The sequence below is a fragment of the Serratia sp. FS14 genome (assembly GCF_000695995.1).
In the GTDB taxonomy this organism is placed as follows: Bacteria; Pseudomonadota; Gammaproteobacteria; order Enterobacterales; family Enterobacteriaceae; genus Serratia; species Serratia nematodiphila.
This window is the reverse complement of the sequence record NZ_CP005927.1, coordinates 4,854,253-4,873,725: the sequence shown is the minus strand read 5'-3', so window position 1 is coordinate 4,873,725 and position 19,473 is coordinate 4,854,253. Positions and strand designations below refer to the sequence as shown.

General features: G+C 59.6%; 15 protein-coding genes. 9 read left to right on the top strand and 6 right to left on the bottom strand.

The features are described from left to right. Positions 1 to 243: 243 nt before the first annotated feature. The 5 genes from nagE (at position 244) to L085_RS22320 (ending at position 9,218) form a co-directional block, all read left to right on the top strand. On the top strand, positions 244 to 2,280 hold the full coding sequence (gene nagE / locus L085_RS22340) for an N-acetylglucosamine-specific PTS transporter subunit IIBC (RefSeq protein ID WP_044031763.1): 2,037 nt from the start codon (positions 244 to 246) through the stop codon (positions 2,278 to 2,280). 241 nt (positions 2,281 to 2,521) lie between these two features. After that, positions 2,522 to 4,186, top strand: a complete 1,665-nt coding sequence (glnS, locus tag L085_RS22335; protein WP_015376953.1) for a glutamine--tRNA ligase — start codon at positions 2,522 to 2,524, stop codon at positions 4,184 to 4,186. A 578-nt stretch (positions 4,187 to 4,764) separates the two neighbouring features. Next, complete coding sequence (locus L085_RS22330; protein ID WP_004939945.1) at positions 4,765 to 6,168, top strand: OprD family outer membrane porin; 1,404 nt, start codon at positions 4,765 to 4,767, stop codon at positions 6,166 to 6,168. A 46-nt stretch (positions 6,169 to 6,214) separates the two neighbouring features. Then, positions 6,215 to 6,541 (top strand): ChiQ/YbfN family lipoprotein, encoded by a 327-nt coding sequence (gene chiQ / locus L085_RS22325; RefSeq protein ID WP_004939944.1) that lies wholly within the window; start codon positions 6,215 to 6,217, stop codon positions 6,539 to 6,541. 13 nt (positions 6,542 to 6,554) lie between these two features. Beyond that, on the top strand, positions 6,555 to 9,218 hold the full coding sequence (locus L085_RS22320; protein ID WP_044031762.1) for a beta-N-acetylhexosaminidase: 2,664 nt from the start codon (positions 6,555 to 6,557) through the stop codon (positions 9,216 to 9,218). A gap of 248 nt (positions 9,219 to 9,466) precedes the next feature. Here L085_RS22320 and fur read toward each other — a convergent pair whose 3' ends face one another. From fur to ybfF, 4 genes are all read right to left on the bottom strand, one after another. Then, entirely contained in the window at positions 9,467 to 9,913 is a 447-nt protein-coding gene (gene fur, locus L085_RS22315; protein ID WP_004939939.1) for a ferric iron uptake transcriptional regulator, read from the bottom strand. Between the two features lie 329 nt (positions 9,914 to 10,242). Further along, complete coding sequence (gene fldA / locus L085_RS22310; RefSeq protein WP_004939938.1) at positions 10,243 to 10,782, bottom strand: flavodoxin FldA; 540 nt, start codon at positions 10,780 to 10,782, stop codon at positions 10,243 to 10,245. 255 nt (positions 10,783 to 11,037) lie between these two features. Continuing rightward, positions 11,038 to 11,325 carry a LexA regulated protein gene (ybfE, locus tag L085_RS22305; protein ID WP_004939936.1) on the bottom strand — a complete coding sequence of 96 codons (288 nt, stop codon included), beginning with the start codon at positions 11,323 to 11,325 and terminating at the stop codon, positions 11,038 to 11,040. Between the two features lie 256 nt (positions 11,326 to 11,581). Then, entirely contained in the window at positions 11,582 to 12,355 is a 774-nt protein-coding gene (gene ybfF, locus L085_RS22300; protein WP_081835542.1) for an esterase, read from the bottom strand. Positions 12,356 to 12,579: 224 nt separating this feature from the next. Here ybfF and seqA point away from each other — a divergent pair, with 224 nt between their 5' ends. The 4 genes from seqA to L085_RS22280 all read left to right on the top strand — a co-directional run bounded on the left by seqA (position 12,580) and on the right by L085_RS22280 (position 15,972). Then, positions 12,580 to 13,122: a replication initiation negative regulator SeqA gene (gene seqA / locus L085_RS22295; protein WP_015376957.1), complete on the top strand. Its 543-nt coding sequence runs from the start codon at positions 12,580 to 12,582 to the stop codon at positions 13,120 to 13,122. A gap of 77 nt (positions 13,123 to 13,199) precedes the next feature. Continuing rightward, complete coding sequence (gene pgm / locus L085_RS22290; protein WP_044032120.1) at positions 13,200 to 14,843, top strand: phosphoglucomutase (alpha-D-glucose-1,6-bisphosphate-dependent); 1,644 nt, start codon at positions 13,200 to 13,202, stop codon at positions 14,841 to 14,843. Positions 14,844 to 15,034: 191 nt separating this feature from the next. Further along, the gene (locus L085_RS22285) at positions 15,035 to 15,673 is read left to right on the top strand and encodes a PadR family transcriptional regulator (protein ID WP_015376959.1); all 639 of its coding nucleotides are present in this window, start codon (positions 15,035 to 15,037) and stop codon (positions 15,671 to 15,673) included. Next, entirely contained in the window at positions 15,673 to 15,972 is a 300-nt protein-coding gene (locus L085_RS22280) for a DUF3861 domain-containing protein (RefSeq protein ID WP_044031761.1), read from the top strand. The genes L085_RS22285 and L085_RS22280 overlap by 1 nt, the downstream gene beginning before the upstream one ends. A 27-nt stretch (positions 15,973 to 15,999) precedes the next feature. On the opposite strand, the gene kdpE is transcribed toward L085_RS22280, so the two are convergent. Together kdpE and kdpD are read right to left on the bottom strand one after the other, a co-directional pair. Then, positions 16,000 to 16,689 carry a two-component system response regulator KdpE gene (kdpE, locus tag L085_RS22275; RefSeq protein ID WP_033637458.1) on the bottom strand — a complete coding sequence of 230 codons (690 nt, stop codon included), beginning with the start codon at positions 16,687 to 16,689 and terminating at the stop codon, positions 16,000 to 16,002. A gap of 16 nt (positions 16,690 to 16,705) precedes the next feature. Further along, positions 16,706 to 19,402, bottom strand: a complete 2,697-nt coding sequence (gene kdpD / locus L085_RS22270; protein WP_044031760.1) for a two-component system sensor histidine kinase KdpD — start codon at positions 19,400 to 19,402, stop codon at positions 16,706 to 16,708. Positions 19,403 to 19,473: the final 71 nt, after the last annotated feature.

Here is a 19,473-nt window from a genome sequence, read left to right as displayed (position 1 = left end):
TCGTCCGTCCGGTTGATTTTTTGAATGATAAAATAAGTTTTGTGTGATGGCCAGCAATCTGGGAGGTAAAGACTACTTTTTGGTGATATTTATCACAAAAAGGGAGGTTTTAATTTGCGATACAAAATAAATTTTTTACACTCGGCATGAGTGATACGTGCCATGCGTTGTTTCTAAAAAGGTAGTGAGAGCTCCAAATAAACTACTAATAGGGTCCGTCCGCGGACAACATAGGGGGAAAAGGTGAACATTCTTAGTTATTTGCAAAAGGTGGGACGGGCGCTGATGGTGCCGGTTGCCACGCTGCCCGCCGCCGCCATCTTGATGGGCGTCGGGTACTGGATTGACCCTGTTGGTTGGGGCGGCGACAACGCGCTCGCCGCTTTCTTCATTAAATCCGGCTCCGCTATCATCGACAACATGTCGGTGCTGTTCGCTATCGGCGTGGCCTACGGCATGTCCAAAGACAAGGACGGCGCCGCCGCGTTGACCGGCTTCGTCGGCTTCCTGGTGCTGACCACCCTCTGTTCACCGGCCGCCGTGTCGATGATTCAGAAGATCCCGCTGGATCAGGTGCCTGCCGCGTTCGGCAAGATCCAGAACCAGTTCGTCGGTATTCTGGTGGGCATCATTTCCGCCGAAGTGTACAACCGCTTCAGCGGCGTCGAGCTGCCTAAGGCGCTGTCGTTCTTCAGCGGCCGCCGCCTGGTGCCGATCCTCATCTCCTTCCTGATGATCCTGGTCGCTTTCATTCTGATGTACATCTGGCCGGTGATCTTCAACGGTCTGGTGAACTTCGGTGAACACATCCAGAAAATGGGCTCGGTCGGCGCGGGCATCTATGCCTTCTTCAACCGCCTGCTGATTCCGGTTGGCCTGCACCATGCGCTGAACTCGGTGTTCTGGTTCGACGTGGCCGGCATCAACGATATTCCTAACTTCCTCGGCGGCCAGCAGTCGATCGAAGCCGGTAAAGCGGTTGTCGGCATCACCGGCCGTTACCAGGCGGGCTTCTTCCCAATCATGATGTTCGGTCTGCCGGGTGCGGCGCTGGCCATTTATCACTGCGCGCGTCCTGAGAACAAAGCCAAAGTGGCGGGCATCATGCTGGCGGCCGCGTTCGCCGCCTTCTTTACCGGTATCACCGAACCGCTGGAATTCTCCTTCATGTTCGTGGCGCCGGTGCTGTACGTGATCCACGCCGTGCTGACCGGTATCTCGGTGTTCATCGCCGCCAGCATGCACTGGATCGCCGGTTTCGGCTTCAGCGCCGGCCTGGTGGATATGGTGTTGTCGTCCCGCAACCCGCTGGCGACCCACTGGTACATGCTGATCCCGCAAGGCCTGGTGTTCTTCGTCATCTACTACGTGGTGTTCCGCTTCACTATCAACAAGTTCAACCTGATGACCCCGGGCCGCGAGCTGGCGGTTGCCGGTGACGAAACCGACGGCTACGACGTCAACGTCGACAGCAACGCGGGTAAAGACGAGAACGAAACCACCACGCTGGCCCGTCGCTACGTCGGCGCGATCGGCGGTTCCGACAACCTGACCGGCATCGATGCCTGCATCACCCGCCTGCGTCTGAATGTGAAAGACTCCGCGCTGGTGAACGACGCGTTGGCGAAACGCCTCGGCGCATCGGGCGTTATCCGCCTGAACAAGCAGAGCGTGCAAGTGATCGTCGGCACCCGTGCTGAACTTATCGCCAGCGCGATGCGCAATGTGATCGCGGCCGGCCCGGTAGCGGCTGCGGCGGCTCCGGCGGCGGCCCCTGCTGCAGAAGCCAAACCGCAGGCGGTGCCGAACGCACCGAAAGCCGCGTTTGAAACGCTGGTGGCGCCGGTAACCGGTGAAGTGGTGGCGCTCGATCAGGTGCCGGACGAAGCCTTCGCCAGCAAGGCGGTAGGCGACGGCCTGGCGATTCGCCCGACCGACAACATCGTCGTGGCGCCGGCTGACGGCACCGTGGTGAAAATCTTCAACACCAACCACGCCTTCTGCCTGGAAACCGACAAGGGCGCCGAGATCGTGGTGCACATGGGGATCGACACCGTCGCGCTGGAAGGCCAGGGCTTCAAACGCCTGGTGGAAGAGGGCGCGGAAGTGAAAGCCGGTCAACCGATTCTGGAACTGGATCTGGATTACCTGAACGCCAATGCGCGTTCGATGATAAGCCCGGTGGTAGTCAGCAACTCTGACGACTATGCCGGCCTGGCGGCGCTGGCCAGCGGCTCGGTGGTCGCCGGTCAGACCAAGCTGTACGAGATCCAGAAATAAGGCTGTTTTTACCTGAGTAGTACCCGGGGCCGGTCACGCATCATGGCGGAGTTTGCCCCGACTTGGCGGGAAGAGAGCGATCTCTTCCCGCTTTTTTTATCCCATTTCGCTCCAACGGCGGTGCGCTGCGCGCCGATGGTGCAATATGCCGCATTTTTCGTGAAACAAACGGTTGTTTCCAGACGTGGCTTGTTGGATCATAGGCGGTTATGTGTAGCGCTTTGCATTGAGGAACAGTGAAATGAGTGAGGCTGAAGCCCGCCCAACCAATTTTATCCGTCAGATCGTCGATGAAGATCTGGCGTCGGGGAAACACACGTCGGTACATACCCGTTTCCCGCCGGAGCCTAACGGCTATCTGCATATCGGCCACGCCAAGTCCATCTGCCTGAACTTCGGCATCGCCAAGGACTATCAGGGCCAGTGCAACCTGCGTTTCGATGACACCAACCCGGTGAAAGAAGACATCGAGTTCGTGGAGTCAATCAAGCACGACGTGGAGTGGCTGGGCTTTGAGTGGAGCGGCAACGTTCATTACTCCTCAGACTATTTCGATCAGCTGCACCAGTATGCGGTTGAGCTGATTACCAAGGGGCTGGCCTACGTCGATGAGCTGTCGCCGGAGCAGATCCGTGAATATCGCGGCACCCTGACTTCGCCGGGCAAAGACAGCCCGTACCGCGACCGCAGCGTGGAAGAGAACCTGGCGCTGTTCGAGAAGATGCGCAACGGCGAGTTCGCCGAAGGCGCCGCCTGCCTGCGCGCCAAGATCGATATGGCTTCGCCGTTTATCGTGATGCGCGATCCGGTGCTGTACCGCATCAAATTTGCCGAACACCACCAGACCGGCAACAAATGGTGCATCTACCCGATGTATGATTTCACCCACTGCATTTCCGATGCGCTGGAAGGGATCACCCATTCGCTGTGCACCCTGGAGTTCCAGGATAACCGCCGTCTGTATGACTGGGTGCTGGATAACATCACCATTCCTTGCCACCCGCGGCAGTACGAGTTTTCGCGTCTGAACCTCGAATACGCCATCATGTCGAAGCGCAAGCTGCACCAACTGGTGGCCGAGAAGATCGTCGAAGGTTGGGATGACCCGCGCATGCCGACCGTCTCCGGTCTGCGCCGCCGCGGTTATACCGCCGCCTCGATTCGCGAGTTCTGCCTGCGCATCGGCGTGACCAAGCAAGACAACAACGTCGAGATGGTGGCGTTGGAATCCTGCATTCGCGACGATCTGAACGAGAACGCCCCGCGCGCCATGGCGGTGCTGGATCCGGTGAAAATCGTCATCGAGAACATGGGCGACGCGGTGGAAATGGTCACCATGCCTAACCACCCGAACAAGCCGGAAATGGGCAGCCGCGATGTGCCGTTCAGCCGTGAGATCTATATCGATCGCGCCGACTTCCGCGAAGAAGCCAACAAGCAGTACAAGCGTCTGGTGCTGGGTAAGGAAGTGCGTCTGCGCAATGCGTACGTGATCAAGGCCGAGCGCGTCGAGAAGGACGAAGCGGGCGAGATCACCACCATCTTCTGCAGCTACGATGCGGAAACGCTGAGCAAAGATCCTGCCGACGGCCGCAAGGTGAAGGGCGTGATCCACTGGGTGTCCGCGGCGCACGCGCTGCCGGCGGAAATTCGCCTGTACGATCGCCTGTTCAGCGTGCCTAACCCGGGCGCGGCGGAGGATTTCCTCTCCACCATCAACCCGGAATCGCTGGTCATCAAGCACGGTTTCGTTGAGCCGAGTCTGGCGGCCGCCCAGCCGGAGAAGGCCTACCAGTTCGAGCGTGAAGGCTACTTCTGTGCCGACAATCGTTACTCGTCGGCCGAGCATCTGGTGTTTAACCGCACCGTTGGCCTGCGTGATACCTGGGCGAAAATCGAAGGCTAATCTTATTCGCCTTGGAAATTAATGAATCAGCGCGGCTTAGGCCGCGCTTTTTTTATGTCTGCCATCGAGCAAATCATCTATTCCTGCAGTGTTATTCCGGGCTGTGCTTAATTAACCGCGGTACGTTAATCAATAAGTTTTCTGATATTGGGCTTAATAGTCTTAATTTTTACTTATATATTCGTGATACGAATTAATTTCATTTGGAGAGCGCTCTCAATTTTTATTGTCTGAATGACGCATTTAGTCAGGCTGAAACCATTAATCGTCTCTGGTTGACCTCGTATCTCAATTTATTCTGATTTAATTGAATTTTTTATTCAACACCTTCCATGAACACCGGCGTAACAAAATCTCACTGATATGTGCTCCTTGTCATATTTTGACAAATCTCCCGCATTTTTCATTTGATAATTCGCGTCGCGAAAAATAGTCTGTCTGTAGCAATTAGTGCTGTGGGAATAACATCTCGTCGGCAATTTTTTTTACCCGTTCGGGTTTTTTATTGGCAGTCGTGCAGGGCAGTGGTGAACACAGGCGGCTGCAACTTTTAAGTTAAGTCAAAGAGGAATTTCAATATGGGTACGCACGGTGCTCAGCGTAAAACGCTGGCGCTCGCAGTCGCGGGCGCGCTGTTGGGAACAGGGTTTGCCATGGCGCCTGAGGCGAAAGCCGCAGGGTTTATCGATGATTCCACGCTGACCGGCGGCATCTATTACTGGCAACGTGAGCGCGACCGTAAAGATCTCAATCCGGACAGCAAGGATTACAACCAATACACCACCAACCTGTCGCACTCTACCGCTAACCTGAGCCTGGATTTCGCTTCGGGCTACGCCTGGGACATGTTCGGCCTGGACGTCGGTGCCTTTACCGCCATCGAGCTGGCGGAATCCAGCGCCAGCGGCCACCCGAACGAGATCGCGTTCTCCTCAAAAAACCGTACCTACGACGAAGACTATTCCGGTGACAAAGGCGGCGTCAGCCTGTACAAAGCCGCCGCCAAGTTCAAATACGGCCCGGTCTGGGCACGCGCCGGCTATATTCAGCCGAGCGGCCAAACCCTGCTGGCGCCGCACTGGAGCTTTATGCCGGGCACCTATCAGGGCGCCGAGGCCGGCGCCAAGTTCGACTACGGCGATGCCGGCGCGTTGAGCTTCTCCTACATGTGGGCCGACAAATACAAGGCGCCGTGGCATATCGAAGTGGACGACTTCCGCCAGAACGATAAGAAAACCCGCGTCTCCTACCTGCACTCGCTGGGCGCCAAGTACGATTTCAAAAACGATCTGGTGCTGGAAGCCGCCTTCGGCCAGGCCCAGGGTTACGTGAATCAGTACTTCACCAAGGCGTCTTACAAATTCGATGTGTTGGGCAACCCGCTGACCACCAGTTACCAGTTCTACGGTGCGGAAGATCGCATCAGCGACAAGAACGATCCGAACAGCATCTACGACGGGCTGGCCTGGCTGCAGGCGCTGACCTTCGGTTACACCACCGGCCAGTTCAACTGGCGTCTGGAAGGCACCATGGTCAAGGCGGAAGGCAACCAGGGCTTCTTCCTGCAGCGCATGACCCCGACCTACGCCTCGTCCAACGGCCGCCTGGACGTGTGGTGGGATAACCGCTCCGACTTTAACGCCAACGGCGAGAAAGCGGTGTACGCCGGCGTGATGTATGACCTCAGCAACTGGAACCTGCCGGGCATGGCGGTCGGCGGCTCCTACGTTTACGCCTGGGACGCCAAGCCGAGCACCAACCCGATCTACGATCAGAGCCAGCGCCTGAAAGAGAGCGCCTGGAGCCTGGACGCGATGTACACCATCCAGGAAGGGCGAGCCAAGGGCACGCTGATCAAGCTGCACTACACCCAGTATGACAACCACACCAACATCCCGAGCTGGGGCGGCGGTTACGGCAACATCTTCCAGGACGAGAAAGACGTCAAGTTCATGGTCATCGCGCCATTCACCATCTTCTGATGCGTTCCCCGGCCTCGTCGCCGGGGGCAGTTAAGGGAATTCAACGATGAAAAAAATCATGCTGATGTTGGCGGCCGCCGCGGCCTTGAGCGCCTGCGCGCAACCCGCCGCGCCGCCGGAAGACGCCAAATTGAAGCAGGCTTACAGCGCCTGCATCAACACCGCCGAAGGTTCGCCGGAGCGTCTGCAGCCGTGCAAGGCGGTGCTTAACGTGCTGAAACAAGAGAAACAGCACCAGCAGTTCGCCGCGCAGGAAACGGTGCGGGTGATGGATTATCAGAACTGCATTATGGCGGTGCACAGCGGTAACGGTCAGGCTTACGACGCCAAGTGCGGCAAGCTGTGGCAAGAAATTCGCGATAACAATAATTAAGAAGGACGAGAAGATGAACGCATTCAAACTGAGCGCACTGGCCGCCTTGACGGCAACGATGGGATTCCTGGGCGGCATGGGTAATGCCATGGCCGATCAACAGCTGGTGGATCAGCTGAGCCAGCTGAAGCTGAACGTGAAAATGCTGGATAACCGCGCCGGCGAAAACGGCGTGGATTGCGCGGCGCTGGGCGCCGACTGGGCCTCTTGCAACCGGGTGTTGTTCACCCTCAGCAACGACGGGCAGGCGATCGACGGCAAGGATTGGGTCATCTATTTCCACAGCCCGCGCCAGACCCTGCGGGTGGATAACGATCAGTTCAAGATCGCGCATCTGACCGGCGATCTGTACAAGCTGGAGCCGACCGCCAAATTCAGCGGTTTCCCTGCCGGCAAGGCGGTGGAAATCCCGGTGGTCGCCGAATACTGGCAGCTGTTCAGAAACGACTTCCTGCCGCGCTGGTATGCCACCTCTGGCGACGCCAAGCCGAAAATGCTGGCGAATACCGACACCGAAAACCTGGACCAGTTCGTGGCGCCGTTCACCGGCGATCAGTGGAAGCGCACCAAGGACGACAAAAACATTCTGATGACGCCGGCTTCGCGCTTTGTCAGCAATGCCGATCTGCAGACGCTGCCCGCCGGCGCGCTGCGCGGCCAGATCGTGCCGACACCGATGCAGGTGAAAGTGCACGCACAGGACGCCGACCTGCGCAAAGGGGTATCGCCGGATCTGAGCACGCTGGTCAAGCCGGCGGCGGACGTCGTCAACCAGCGCTTCGCGCTGCTGGGCGTGCCGGTTCAGGCCAACGGTTACCCGATCAAGACCGACATCCAGCCGGGCAAGTTTAAAGGCGCGATGGCGGTGCCGGGCGCTTATGAGCTGAAAATCGGTAAGAAAGAGGCGCGGGTGATCGGCTTCGATCAGGCCGGGGTGTTCTACGGGTTGCAGTCGATCCTGTCGTTAGTGCCGAGCGACGGCAGCGGCAAGATCGCCACGCTCGACGCCAGCGATGCGCCGCGCTTCCAGTATCGCGGCATTTTCCTTGACGTGGCGCGCAACTTCCATAAGAAGGACGCGGTGCTGCGCCTGCTGGATCAGATGGCGGCTTACAAGCTCAATAAATTCCACTTCCACCTGAGCGATGACGAAGGCTGGCGCATCGAGATCCCCGGTTTGCCGGAGCTGACGGAAGTCGGCGGCCAGCGCTGCCACGATCTGAGCGAAACCACCTGCCTGCTGCCGCAGTACGGCCAGGGGCCGGACGTCTACGGCGGCTTCTTCAGCCGTCAGGACTATATCGACATCATCAAATACGCCCAGGCGCGCCAGATTGAGGTGATCCCGGAGATCGATATGCCGGCGCACGCCCGCGCCGCGGTGGTGTCGATGGAGGCGCGCTATAAAAAGCTGCATGCTGCCGGCAAAGAGCAGGAGGCCAACGAATTCCGCCTGGTGGATCCGACCGATACCTCCAATACCACCTCGGTGCAGTTCTTTAACCGCCAGAGCTACCTGAACCCGTGCCTGGATTCCTCCCAGCGCTTTGTCGACAAGGTGATTGGCGAGATTGCCCAGATGCATAAAGAAGCCGGGCAGCCGATCAAAACCTGGCACTTCGGCGGCGATGAGGCGAAAAACATCCGCCTGGGCGCCGGCTATACCGACAAGGCGAAACCGGAGCCGGGTAAAGGCATCATCGACCAGAGCAATGAAGACAAGCCGTGGGCCAAGTCGCAGGTTTGCCAGACGATGATCAAAGAAGGCAAGGTGGCCGACATGGAACACCTGCCGAGCTACTTCGGCCAGGAGGTCAGCAAGCTGGTGAAGGCGCACGGCATCGACAGAATGCAGGCCTGGCAAGACGGCTTGAAAGACGCCGAGAGTTCGAAGGCGTTCGCCACCTCGCGCGTGGGCGTCAACTTCTGGGATACGTTGTACTGGGGCGGTTTCGATAGCGTCAACGACTGGGCCAACAAAGGATATGAAGTGGTGGTCTCCAACCCGGACTACGTCTACATGGACTTCCCTTACGAGGTGAACCCGGACGAGCGTGGTTACTACTGGGGCACCCGCTTCAGCGACGAGCGCAAGGTGTTCAGCTTCGCGCCGGACAACATGCCGCAGAACGCGGAAACCTCGGTCGACCGCGACGGCAACCACTTTAACGCCAAAAGCGACAAGCCGTGGCCGGGCGCCTACGGTCTGTCCGCTCAGCTGTGGAGCGAAACCCAGCGCACCGATCCGCAGATGGAATACATGATCTTCCCGCGCGCGCTGTCGGTGGCGGAACGCGCCTGGCACCGCGCCGGTTGGGAGCAGGACTATCGCGCCGGCCGCGAATACAAAGGCGGGGAAACCCACTTTGTCGATACCAAGACGCTGGAGAAAGATTGGCTGCGCTTCGCCAATATTCTGGGCCAGCGTGAACTGGCCAAGCTGGACAAAGGCGGCGTCGCTTACCGTCTGCCGGTGCCGGGGGCGCGCGTGGCGGGCGGCAAGCTGGAAGCGAATATCGCGCTGCCGGGATTGGGCATCGAGTACTCCACCGACGGCGGCAAGCAGTGGCAGCGTTATGACGCCAAGGCCAAGCCGGCGGTATCGGGTGAGGTGCAGGTGCAGGTGCGTTCGGTCAGTCCGGACGGTAAACGTTACAGCCGCGCCGAGAAGGTCTAAGCCCGGCACATCGGCCTGTCGTCATGGCGGCGGGCCGCTTAACGAAGGGGGAATGCGTTCGCCCCCGCGCGTGCCGGCGTGGGGCGGATGTTGAAGTGAGAGCAGTACGTGGAGTCGCAGTGCCGCTGCAATTGTAGTATTTCATGACATGATCTTTCCCCGGCTGGTCCGGGGATTTTTTTGCCCGTTGTACGGCGGGCATAAAAAAACCGCCTCAATGTGAGGCGGTTTCTCATAGCCGGTGAGGCTTATTTCTTGTCGTGCAGCGATTCGTCTTCGCGGCAGTCACCGGTTTCACAGTGGCCGTACAGGTACAGACTGTGGTTGGTAAGCTTGATGCCGTGCTGCTTGGCGATATCACGCTGGCGCACTTCGATGGATTCGTCGCTGAATTCGATCACTTTGCCGCAGTCCAGGCAAATCAGGTGATCGTGGTGATGCTGTTGGGTCAGCTCGAACACGGACTTGCCGCCTTCGAAGTTGTGACGTGTCACAATGCCCGCATCGTCAAACTGGTTCAGTACGCGATAAACCGTTGCCAGGCCGATCTCTTCGCCCATATCAATCAGTTTTTTGTACAAATCTTCCGCACTGACGTGATGGCATTCCGGATTTTGCAGTACTTCCAGGATTTTGAGTCGCGGAAGCGTGACTTTTAAGCCGGCCTTCTTCAATGCGATGTTGTTGTCGGTCATGCGAATTCAGTCCTGTTACTATGCTAATCAAGTTGAGGCGTACTCGCCTGTGGCATCGGTCGGCACAAAGAGTTAATGCGTCTCATTATAGAACCGGTTGTACTAAATGGAAACCGCCGGTTGTTAACAAAGATATAATTGCACTATTGCATGTTTTGCATGCAACGCCTTGATGGATGGGATAAACCGATATCTCAGTCTACCGTGACGGGGTGGGAAGTTACAAATCTGTAGCTTCTATCGCAGCAATCCCTGTTGCCGATGACGGCCCTGTCGGCACACTATGCACTTTACAGGGCCTTTGTTCAACCTTTCGCCAGTCCCGGCGTTTAGCCGACGATATCGGCCAGGCTCAGCTCTTCGACAATCTGTTTGACCCAGGCGTCGACGCGCTCATTGGTCAGCTCCGGCTGACGGTCTTCGTCGATCGCCAGACCGATGAAGTGGTTGTCGTCCGCCAGGCCTTTGGAAGCTTCGAAGTGGTAGCCTTTGGTCGGCCAGTGGCCCACGATGGCCGCGCCGCGCGGTTCGATGATGTCGCGGATGGTGCCCATCGCGTCACAGAAGTATTCCGCGTAGTCTTCCTGGTCGCCGCAGCCGAACAGCGCCACCAGTTTGCCGTTGAAATCGACTTCTTCCAGCGTCGGGAAGAAATCGTCCCAGTCACACTGCGCTTCACCGTAGTACCAGGTCGGGATACCCAGCAGCAGGATATCGAACCCTTCCAGGTCTTCTTTGCTGCTTTTGGCGATGTCGTGCACTTCAGAGACGTCGTCGCCAAACTGTTTCTGGAGAATTTTCTGGATCATTTTGGCAATGTTTTCGGTATTGCCAGTGTCGCTGCCAAAGAAAATGCCTACAGTAGCCATATCGCGTATAACCTTTAAATTCAATTAATTGCATTACTCGGCGCCGGCACTGCCGCCGATTAAAATGATGCCATGGCAAGAGCCTTTCGCCACGGTGGCGGGCGCCGACAGGCGCAGTCTCTTACCGGTAAATGCGTATCATGCCAGAAAGTGGCGCCGGGGTTTTATCGCATTTATGCGATGCCGAAGGATGAAGAAAAGCGTGGTCGATCCGGCGTTGTCCTTAACGCCGCGCCGCGCGTGCGGCCGAAGAGATCAATGTTCCGGCTGTTCTTCCGCCAGTTGCGCCAACAGCATCTGCTCGATGAGTTCGCTGCGGCTGATGTTGCGCTGTTCCGCCAGTTTGTTCAGGGCGTCCACCGCATCCGCGTTGATTTTCAGCTCTACGCGCCGCAATCCGCGCACTTTATCGCGCCGTAACTGATTGCGCTTATTGATTCTAAGCTGTTCATCGCGGGAAAGCGGGTTGGTTTTCGGGCGCCCCGGACGGCGTTCATCTGCGAACAGATCCAGCGTCGTGCGATCCGTTTGTTCTTTTGCCATAGGTAGCGGTACTGCAAGGGAGTTTGCATCAAAAAGCGCTCGCACGCTTCCGGAGGCATCGGTTAACACACTTCGGGCCAATAAACCCTAACCCAAATTTACCCCCGAACCGGCGTTCGCGAACGCGCTGGCGCGGCGGCAAAATTATAGCGCGCCATATTACCCCAGCAGATGGAGCGGCGACAATGCCTAACTGTGGGCTAAACGCGCTAAGCCGTTATCTTTAGCGCGTTTTTTCGCCAGGTGAGCGCGTTTTTCAGGCTTCGCCGAGGAAACGGTGGATGGCGCGCAGCACCGCTTCCGGTTTTTCGGCGTGCACCCAATGGCCGGTGCCGGCGACGACGTGCGCGCGTGCCTGCGGGAATTGGCGGGCGATGTCTGCACGGTAGCTGTCCTGCACGTACGGCGACAGGCCGCCGCGAATGAACAGGGTCGGGTGTGGCCAGGCCGGGACTTCCTGCCAGCCGGTGATGTCTTCGTAGCGTTCGATCAGCACCGGCAGGTTGAAGCGCCATTCACCGTGATGGAAGGACTTCAGCAGGAACTGGATCACGCCTTCTTCCTGCAGGTAGTCGCGCATCAGCTGGGCGGCCGCCTGGCGCTGGGTGATGCCGGCGGCGCTGACGGCCTTCAGCGCGGCGAAGATCTCGTCGTGGCGTCGGGTCTGGTAATCCACCGGCGCGACGTCGATCACGATCAGCCTGGCGATGCGCTCGGGCGCGATGGCGGTCAGCGCCATCGCCGCTTTGCCGCCCATCGAGTGGCCGATGACGATCGCTTTCTCCAGCTGCAGTTCGTCGAGCAGCGCCAGCAGATCCTGCGCCATGGCGGGGTAGTTCATGTCGTCGGCGCGCGGGGAGAGGCCGTGGTTGCGCAAATCGACCTTGATCACACTGTGCTGTTTATGCAGATCGCGCGCCAGCACGCCCAGGTTGTCCAGATTGCCGAACAGCCCGTGGATCAGCAGCACCGGCAGCGCGTCTGACTCGGCGGCCAGCAGTTGATAATGTAATTTCATGGCGAAGTTCATACTGAGAGAGATTCAGATTAGGGTATCATGATTGAATCGCACGATGAATCATGCGGAATTTTCGCGGCGCGGGCTTGGCAGTGCCGGCTATAGGTATTAGTCTGCATTTGCCGTCCGGAGGCACATTGTTGTGTTCGCCCCAGCGCTTTTAACCTTATAATCCCATGGCTTGAATGCAGGATCTGGCTTCAGGTTCTAAGTAGAAAAAACAGTATTGGATAAAGATGAAAACTATTGAAGTCGACGAAGAGCTTTACCGTTATATTGCCAGCCACACGCAACACATCGGTGAAAGCGCGTCCGATATTTTACGCCGCATGTTGAAATTCACCGCCGGGCAGCCGGCGCGCGCGTTGCCTGCCGCCAGTGCGTCGCAGTCCGTCGAGCTGGAAAAAGCGGCGCCGGTTCAGCGCCCGCGCGATCGCGTACGCGCCGTGCGTGAACTGCTGCTGTCGGATGAATACGCCGAGCAGAACAAAGCGGTCAACCGTTTCATGCTGGTGCTGTCCACGCTGTACACCCTCGATGCCGCCGGTTTTGCCGCCGCCACCGAGGCGTTGACCGGCCGTACCCGCACCTATTTCGCCGGCGATCAGCAGACCCTGCTGGCCAACGGCACGCATACCAAGCCGAAGCATGTGCCTGGCACCCCTTACTGGGTGATCACCAATACCAATACCGGCCGCAAACGCAGCATGATCGAACACATCATGCAGGCGATGCAGTTCCCGGCGGAACTGATCGAGAAAGTTTGCGGTACCGTCTAATTTAGCGAACAGCCCGTCATGATGGCCGTGCGCGACGTATTTGCCCGGTCACCGACAGGGATGAGGGAGATATGTCGATGGCGAATAATCCACGTGCCGGGCAGCCCGCCCGCCAAAGCGATCTGATCAACGTAGCCCAGCTGACGTCGCAGTACTATGTGCTGCAACCGGAAGCCGGCAATGCCGCACATGCGGTGAAGTTTGGCACCTCCGGCCACCGCGGCAGCGCGCAGCGCCACAGCTTCAACGAAGCGCACATCCTCGCCATCGCTCAGGCGATCGCCGAAGTTCGTCATCAGCAGGGCACCACCGGCCCGTGCTACGTGGGTAAAGACACCCATGCGCTGTCCGAACCGGCCTTTATTTCCGTGCTGGAAGTGCTGACCGCCAACGGCGTCGATGTGATCGTGCAGGAAAACAACGGCTTCACGCCAACGCCGGCGGTATCGCACGCCATTCTGTGCCACAACCGCCGCGGCGGCGCGCAGGCCGACGGCATCGTCATTACGCCGTCCCACAACCCGCCGGAAGACGGCGGCATCAAGTACAACCCGCCGAACGGCGGTCCGGCTGACACCAACCTGACGTCGGTGATCGAAAAGCGCGCCAACGAACTGCTGGCGGAGCAGCTGAAAGGCGTTCAGCGCCAGTCGCTGGACAAAGCCTGGAACAGCGGCCACCTGCACGCCAAAGATCTGGTGCAGCCTTATGTCGAAGGCCTGGTTGACGTGGTCGACATGCCGGCCATTCAACGCGCCGGCCTGAAACTGGGCGTGGATCCGCTCGGCGGCTCCGGCATCGCCTATTGGCAGCGCGTGGCGGAACACTACAAGCTGGATCTGACGCTGGTGAACGACTCCATCGATCAGACCTTCCGCTTTATGCACCTGGATCACGACGGTATCATCCGCATGGACTGCTCGTCCGAGTCGGCGATGGCCGGCCTGCTGGCACTGCGCGACAAATTCGATCTGGCGTTCGCCAACGATCCGGATTACGACCGCCACGGCATCGTCACGCCGAAGGGCCTGATGAACCCGAATCACTATCTGGCGGTAGCCATCAACTACCTGTTCCGGCATCGCCCGCAGTGGGGCGCCGATGTGGCGGTAGGTAAAACGCTGGTGTCCAGCGCGATGATCGATCGCGTGGTGGCTGACCTGGGCCGCAAGCTGGTGGAAGTGCCGGTCGGTTTCAAATGGTTCGTGGACGGCCTGTTCGACGGCAGCCTGGGCTTCGGCGGCGAAGAGAGCGCCGGGGCCTCGTTCCTGCGCTTCAACGGCCAGCCTTGGTCGACCGACAAAGACGGCATCATCATGTGCCTGCTGGCGGCTGAAATCACCGCGGTAACCGGTGAAAATCCGCAGCATCACTATGACGATCTGGCCAAGCGCTTCGGCGCGCCAAGCTACAACCGCATCCAGGCGCCGGCAACCCATGCGCAGAAAGCGGCGCTGTCCAAGCTGTCGCCGGAGATGGTCAAGGCCAGTACGCTGGGCGGGGACCCGATCACCGCGCGTCTGACCGCAGCGCCGGGCAACGGCGCGTCGATCGGCGGCCTGAAAGTGATGACCGACAACGGTTGGTTCGCGGCCCGTCCTTCCGGTACCGAAGAGGCATACAAGATCTACTGCGAGAGCTTCCTCGGGGCGGAACACCGAGAGAAAATCGAGCACGAAGCGGTCGAGATCGTCAGCGAAGTGCTGGCTTCCGCCAAATAATCGTTGTTCTCGTCTGATAAAAAGCGCTGTTTTTACAGCGCTTTTTTTATGCCTGTAATTTAGATATATCTTTTTCACGGCACGCGCTTGCGCATTTAGATATATCGATCTAGATTAGTGTTATCGACGCTGTTTAGATATATCTAAACAACCTCGTATTGATGTTCACTGTTAAAGCGAGGTATCACCCTATGTTTCATCGATTAGGTTTACACCGGCATCATCACCATCATGAATGTGAAGAGGGGCGCCGTCATCGCGGTGGGCGCCATCACTTCGGCGGCGACGGCGAAGAGCATGGCCGTGGCGGGCGCGGCGGCAGGGGCGGGCGTCATCGTCTGTTCGAACACGGCGATCTGCGTCTGGTGTTGCTGGCGCTGGTGGCGCGCAAGCCCAGCCACGGGTACGAGTTGATCAAAGCAATAGAAGAAGCTTCTTCCGGCCTGTATGTGCCGAGCCCGGGGGTGATTTACCCCACGCTGACGCTGCTGGAAGAGCAGGATTTCCTCGAACCGCTCACCACCGGCAACGGCCGCAAAAGCTACCGCATCACCTCGGCGGGCGAGGGCGAGCTGCAAAAGCATCAACAGGTGGTTGAGGTCATTCTGGCGCGTCTGGCGGGCGCCGGCCGCGAGCATCATCGGCACGGCAACCTGGCGGAAGGCATTTACGACGCCATGAACCGTCTGCGCAGTCTGCTGCGCGGCAACGTGATGCGCGCCGATCTTACGCCGCAGCAGGTGGAGCGCATCAACGCCGCACTGTTGACCGCCGTGGCGGCGATCGAAAGCGAAATGCACATTCAACCCACGCAGCAGGAGGAGAACTGATGCCCGGCTACCGTTTTAACATTACCGTTGAAGCCCTGAGCGACCGCCAGGGCAACCCCGTCGAGAAGGCACCGCTGAGTTTTGAGGTGACCAACCATGACGATATTCTCGAGATCGTCGAGCGCATTCGGGCGCGTGACGATCTGAACTTCGGCCCTGAGCAGAGCGCGGCCTTCGCCGTGGGGTTGAAACTGTTCTCCGAAGTGATGATCGAAAACCGCAAACACCCGGTGTTCGCTCCGCTGCGCGAGGCGTTCAAGGAATTTATGGTCGGATTGAAGAAGGGCCCGGTGGCGTAACGGCGCGGCAAACCGCGCCCGTCGGGGTTAAGGCATGAAACGGTAGCCGACGCCGGTTTCGGTCAGCAGGTGTTTGGGCCGGGCCGGATCGGCTTCCAGCTTCTGCCGCAGATGGCCCATGTAGATGCGCAGGTAGTGGCTGTGTTCCACGTAGTTCGGCCCCCAGACGTGGCTCAGCAGCTGGCGTTGGGTGATCACCTTGCCGGCGTTGGCCAGCAGCTCCGCCAACAGGCGAAACTCTATCGGCGTCAGGTGCAGATCTTCGTCGTTGCGCAGCACCCGGCGATTCACCAGATCGACGGTGATCGCCGAAAAGCTCACCAGCGGGCTTTCCTGCTGGCTGGCGGAGTGACGGCGCAGCGCGACCCGCACCCGCGCCAGCAGCTCGCCGATGCCGAACGGTTTGCTGAGATAGTCGTCGGCGCCGGCGTCCAGCGCGGCGATTTTGTCCTCTTCGGCGTTGCGCGCCGACAGCACGATCACCGGAATGGCGCTCCACTGCCGCAGATCGCGGATGTAGCTCAGCCCGTCGCCATCCGGCAAGCCCAAATCCAGGATGATCAGATCCGGTTTGCGCGTGCCGGCCTCAATCAGCCCACGCTGCAGGGTTTCACTTTCAAACACCCGCAGGCCTTCGCTCTCCAGCGCGGTGCGCACGAAGCGGCGGATCTCTTTTTCATCTTCAACAATCAGAATGTTGGTTGGCGTTATGCTCACGTTTCCCCTGCGTTGATTACAGATCGAAGGCGTCGCCGTCGATCTCGGGCGGTTTTTCCAGCGGCAGCACGAAGCGGAAGCTGGCGCCGCCGTTGGCGCCGTTTTCCGCCCAGATGCGGCCATCATGCACTTCAATAATGGCACGGCAAATGGCTAACCCCAAGCCGACGCCGGGGATCGCCGACTCTTTATTGCCGCGTGAAAACTTGTCGAAAATCAGCTGCAGCTGATCGGCGGGGATGCCGGGGCCGTTATCCCAGACCTCGACTTCCAGCCACTCGGGCAGCGTGCGGGCGCGAATGCCGATGGTGGCCTCGGCGCCGGCGTATTTATTGGCGTTTTCCAACAGGTTGGTGAACACCCGTTCCAGCAGGCTGCCGTCGCAGTTGACCAGGATCTGTTCCGGCGGCAGCTCGACCACGATCGGATGCTGGCTGAGCAGCGGCTCCAGCATGTGCAGCGAGGCGCCGACGATCTCTTCCAGTGACTGCCACTCTTTACGCAGGCTGAAACCGCCGGACTGGATGCGCGCCATATCCAGCAGGTTGTTCACCAGCCGGGTGGTGCTCAGCACCTGCTGGCGGATCTGGCTGGCCTGGGTGGCGTGATTGGAGCCTTCGGCCGCCAGGTCCAGCGTGAGAATTTCCGCCTGGCCGAACAGCACGGTCAACGGGGTGCGCAGATCGTGCGACAGCGCCGCCAGCAGCGAGTTGCGCAGCTGCTCGCGTTCGGCGTCCAGCTTGGCTTCTTCGGCGCTGCGCGCCAGGTGCAGCCGTTCCAGCGCGCTGGCGATCAGCACTGCGAAGGTTTGCAGCAGCCGCTGTTGTTCCGGCACCATCAGCTGGCGCAGGTTGTTGGGTTCGATCGCCAACAGGCCGAAGGTCTGTTTGGGGGTATTGAGCGGCAGCAGCTGGTAAGGCACGCCGGGCAGAGTGTCGGTGCCGGCACCGGCCGGCAAGCCTTTATCGAAACTCCAGCGCGCGATGGCTTCGTCTACCGACAGCAGACCGCCTTCCTCGCCGATCATTTGCTGCAGCCGGCCGTCTTCCTGCGGCAGCAGCAGCACGGTTTTCGCCTGGAAGCTGCTGGAGAGGAAATGACGGCTGGTGTTGGCGATGTCGGCCACGGTCAGCGCGCGGCTCAGCCCGCGTGACATTTCGTACAGGTGGCGCGCCCGCTGCTCGCGATAGCGCGCCACCCGGGCCTGATAACGCACCCCGGCGGTCAGGTTGCCGATGATGATGCCGACGGCGAGCATCACGCCGAAGGTCAGCAGATACTGCATATCGCTGACGGCGAACGACCATTCGGGCTGAACGAAGAACAGATCGAAACTGGCGACGTTGATCACCGCCGCCAGCACCGATGGCCAGCGGCCGAAGAACAGCGCGACGATCGCCACGCCGAGCAGGTAGACCATCACCAGGTTGGCCTGATCGAAGCCCGGCAGCAGCCACTGCGAGAGCAGGGTGATCAGCGCGCACAGCGCCACCGCCACCGCGCAGCCGCGCAGCTGCATGCGCCATTTCTCATTGAAGCTGCGGCCGTCGTGCTCCTTGCCCGGCGGCGGCGGTGCGGCGTCGTTGTCCAGCGCGACGATCACCAGATCGAGATCCGGGCCCAGCCGGCCGAGGCGATCGGCGAAACTGCCGCGCAGCTTCCAGCGCTGCTCGCTGCGGCGGCCGATGATGATTTTGCCGAGGTTATGTTCGCGGGCGTAGCGCAGCACCGCGCGCTCTTCGGACGGATCGGCCAGGGTGGCGGTTTCGGCGCCCAGCTCCTGCGCCAGCCGCAGCGCGCGCAGAATGGCGCGGCGCTGGTTTTCCGGCAGCCGATGCAGCTTGGGGGTTTCCACGTAGACCGCATGCCAGTGGCAGCCGAGCCGCGCCGCCAGCCGGGCGGCGATGCGCACCAGCTTTTCGTTGCCGCTGTTGTGACCGACGCACAGCAGAATGCTGTCGCGGGTGTGCCACACTTTCTCGCGCCCCTGGGTGTCGCGAAACTCGCGCATCTGGTCATCGACCCGATCGGCGGTGCGGCGCAGCGCCAACTCGCGCAGGGCTATCAGGTTGCCTTTACGGAAAAAATGCTCGATGGCGCGCTCGGCCTGGCCGGGAATATACACTTTGCCTTCGTGCAGCCGTCGGCGCAGATCGTCCGGCGGCAGATCGACCAGCACCACTTCGCTGGCCTCGTCAAACACGTGGTCGGGCACCGTTTCGCGCACCCGCACGCCGGTCACGCCGCCCACCACGTCGTTCAGACTTTCCAAATGTTGCACGTTGACGGTAGTCAGCACGTCGATACCGGCGTCCAGCAGCTCTTCCACATCCTGCCAGCGTTTGGGGTGGCGCGAACCGTGGGCGTTGCTGTGCGCCAGTTCGTCCATCAGGATCAGCGCCGGATGGCGCGCCAATGCGGCGTCGAGGTCGAATTCATGCACCAGTCGCCCACGATGCTGGATGCGCTTTTGCGGCAACAGCGCCAGGCCGTCGAGCAGGGCGGCGGTCTCGCTGCGGCCGTGGGTTTCCACCACGCCGACCAGCACGTCCAGCCCCTGAGCGCGCAAACGCTGGGCCTCCTGCAGCATGGCGTAGGTTTTGCCCACGCCGGCGCAGGCGCCGAAGAATACCTTCAACCGGCCGCGCGGTTTTTCATTGGCCAGCGCCAGCAGGCTATCGGGATCGGGACGCTGCTGTTCTTCTTCGACCATGACAATTCCTTGTGTTACCAAGCAAAAAGGGGTTCGGCACGCCGAACCCTATCACTATGCTGAATACGGCG

Excerpts from the sequence above, each read along its gene's own strand:
- glnS (WP_015376953.1), top strand. The coding sequence starts at position 2,522 with ATGAGTGAGGCTGAAGCCCGCCCAACCAATTTTATCCGTCAGATCGTC.
- L085_RS22330 (WP_004939945.1), top strand. The coding sequence starts at position 4,765 with ATGGGTACGCACGGTGCTCAGCGTAAAACGCTGGCGCTCGCAGTCGCG.
- chiQ (WP_004939944.1), top strand. The coding sequence starts at position 6,215 with ATGAAAAAAATCATGCTGATGTTGGCGGCCGCCGCGGCCTTGAGCGCC.
- L085_RS22320 (WP_044031762.1), top strand. The coding sequence starts at position 6,555 with ATGAACGCATTCAAACTGAGCGCACTGGCCGCCTTGACGGCAACGATG.
- fur (WP_004939939.1), bottom strand. The coding sequence starts at position 9,913 with ATGACCGACAACAACATCGCATTGAAGAAGGCCGGCTTAAAAGTCACG.
- fldA (WP_004939938.1), bottom strand. The coding sequence starts at position 10,782 with ATGGCTACTGTAGGCATTTTCTTTGGCAGCGACACTGGCAATACCGAA.
- ybfE (WP_004939936.1), bottom strand. The coding sequence starts at position 11,325 with ATGGCAAAAGAACAAACGGATCGCACGACGCTGGATCTGTTCGCAGAT.
- ybfF (WP_081835542.1), bottom strand. The coding sequence starts at position 12,355 with ATGAACTTCGCCATGAAATTACATTATCAACTGCTGGCCGCCGAGTCA.
- seqA (WP_015376957.1), top strand. The coding sequence starts at position 12,580 with ATGAAAACTATTGAAGTCGACGAAGAGCTTTACCGTTATATTGCCAGC.
- pgm (WP_044032120.1), top strand. The coding sequence starts at position 13,200 with ATGGCGAATAATCCACGTGCCGGGCAGCCCGCCCGCCAAAGCGATCTG.
- L085_RS22285 (WP_015376959.1), top strand. The coding sequence starts at position 15,035 with ATGTTTCATCGATTAGGTTTACACCGGCATCATCACCATCATGAATGT.
- L085_RS22280 (WP_044031761.1), top strand. The coding sequence starts at position 15,673 with ATGCCCGGCTACCGTTTTAACATTACCGTTGAAGCCCTGAGCGACCGC.
- kdpD (WP_044031760.1), bottom strand. The coding sequence starts at position 19,402 with ATGGTCGAAGAAGAACAGCAGCGTCCCGATCCCGATAGCCTGCTGGCG.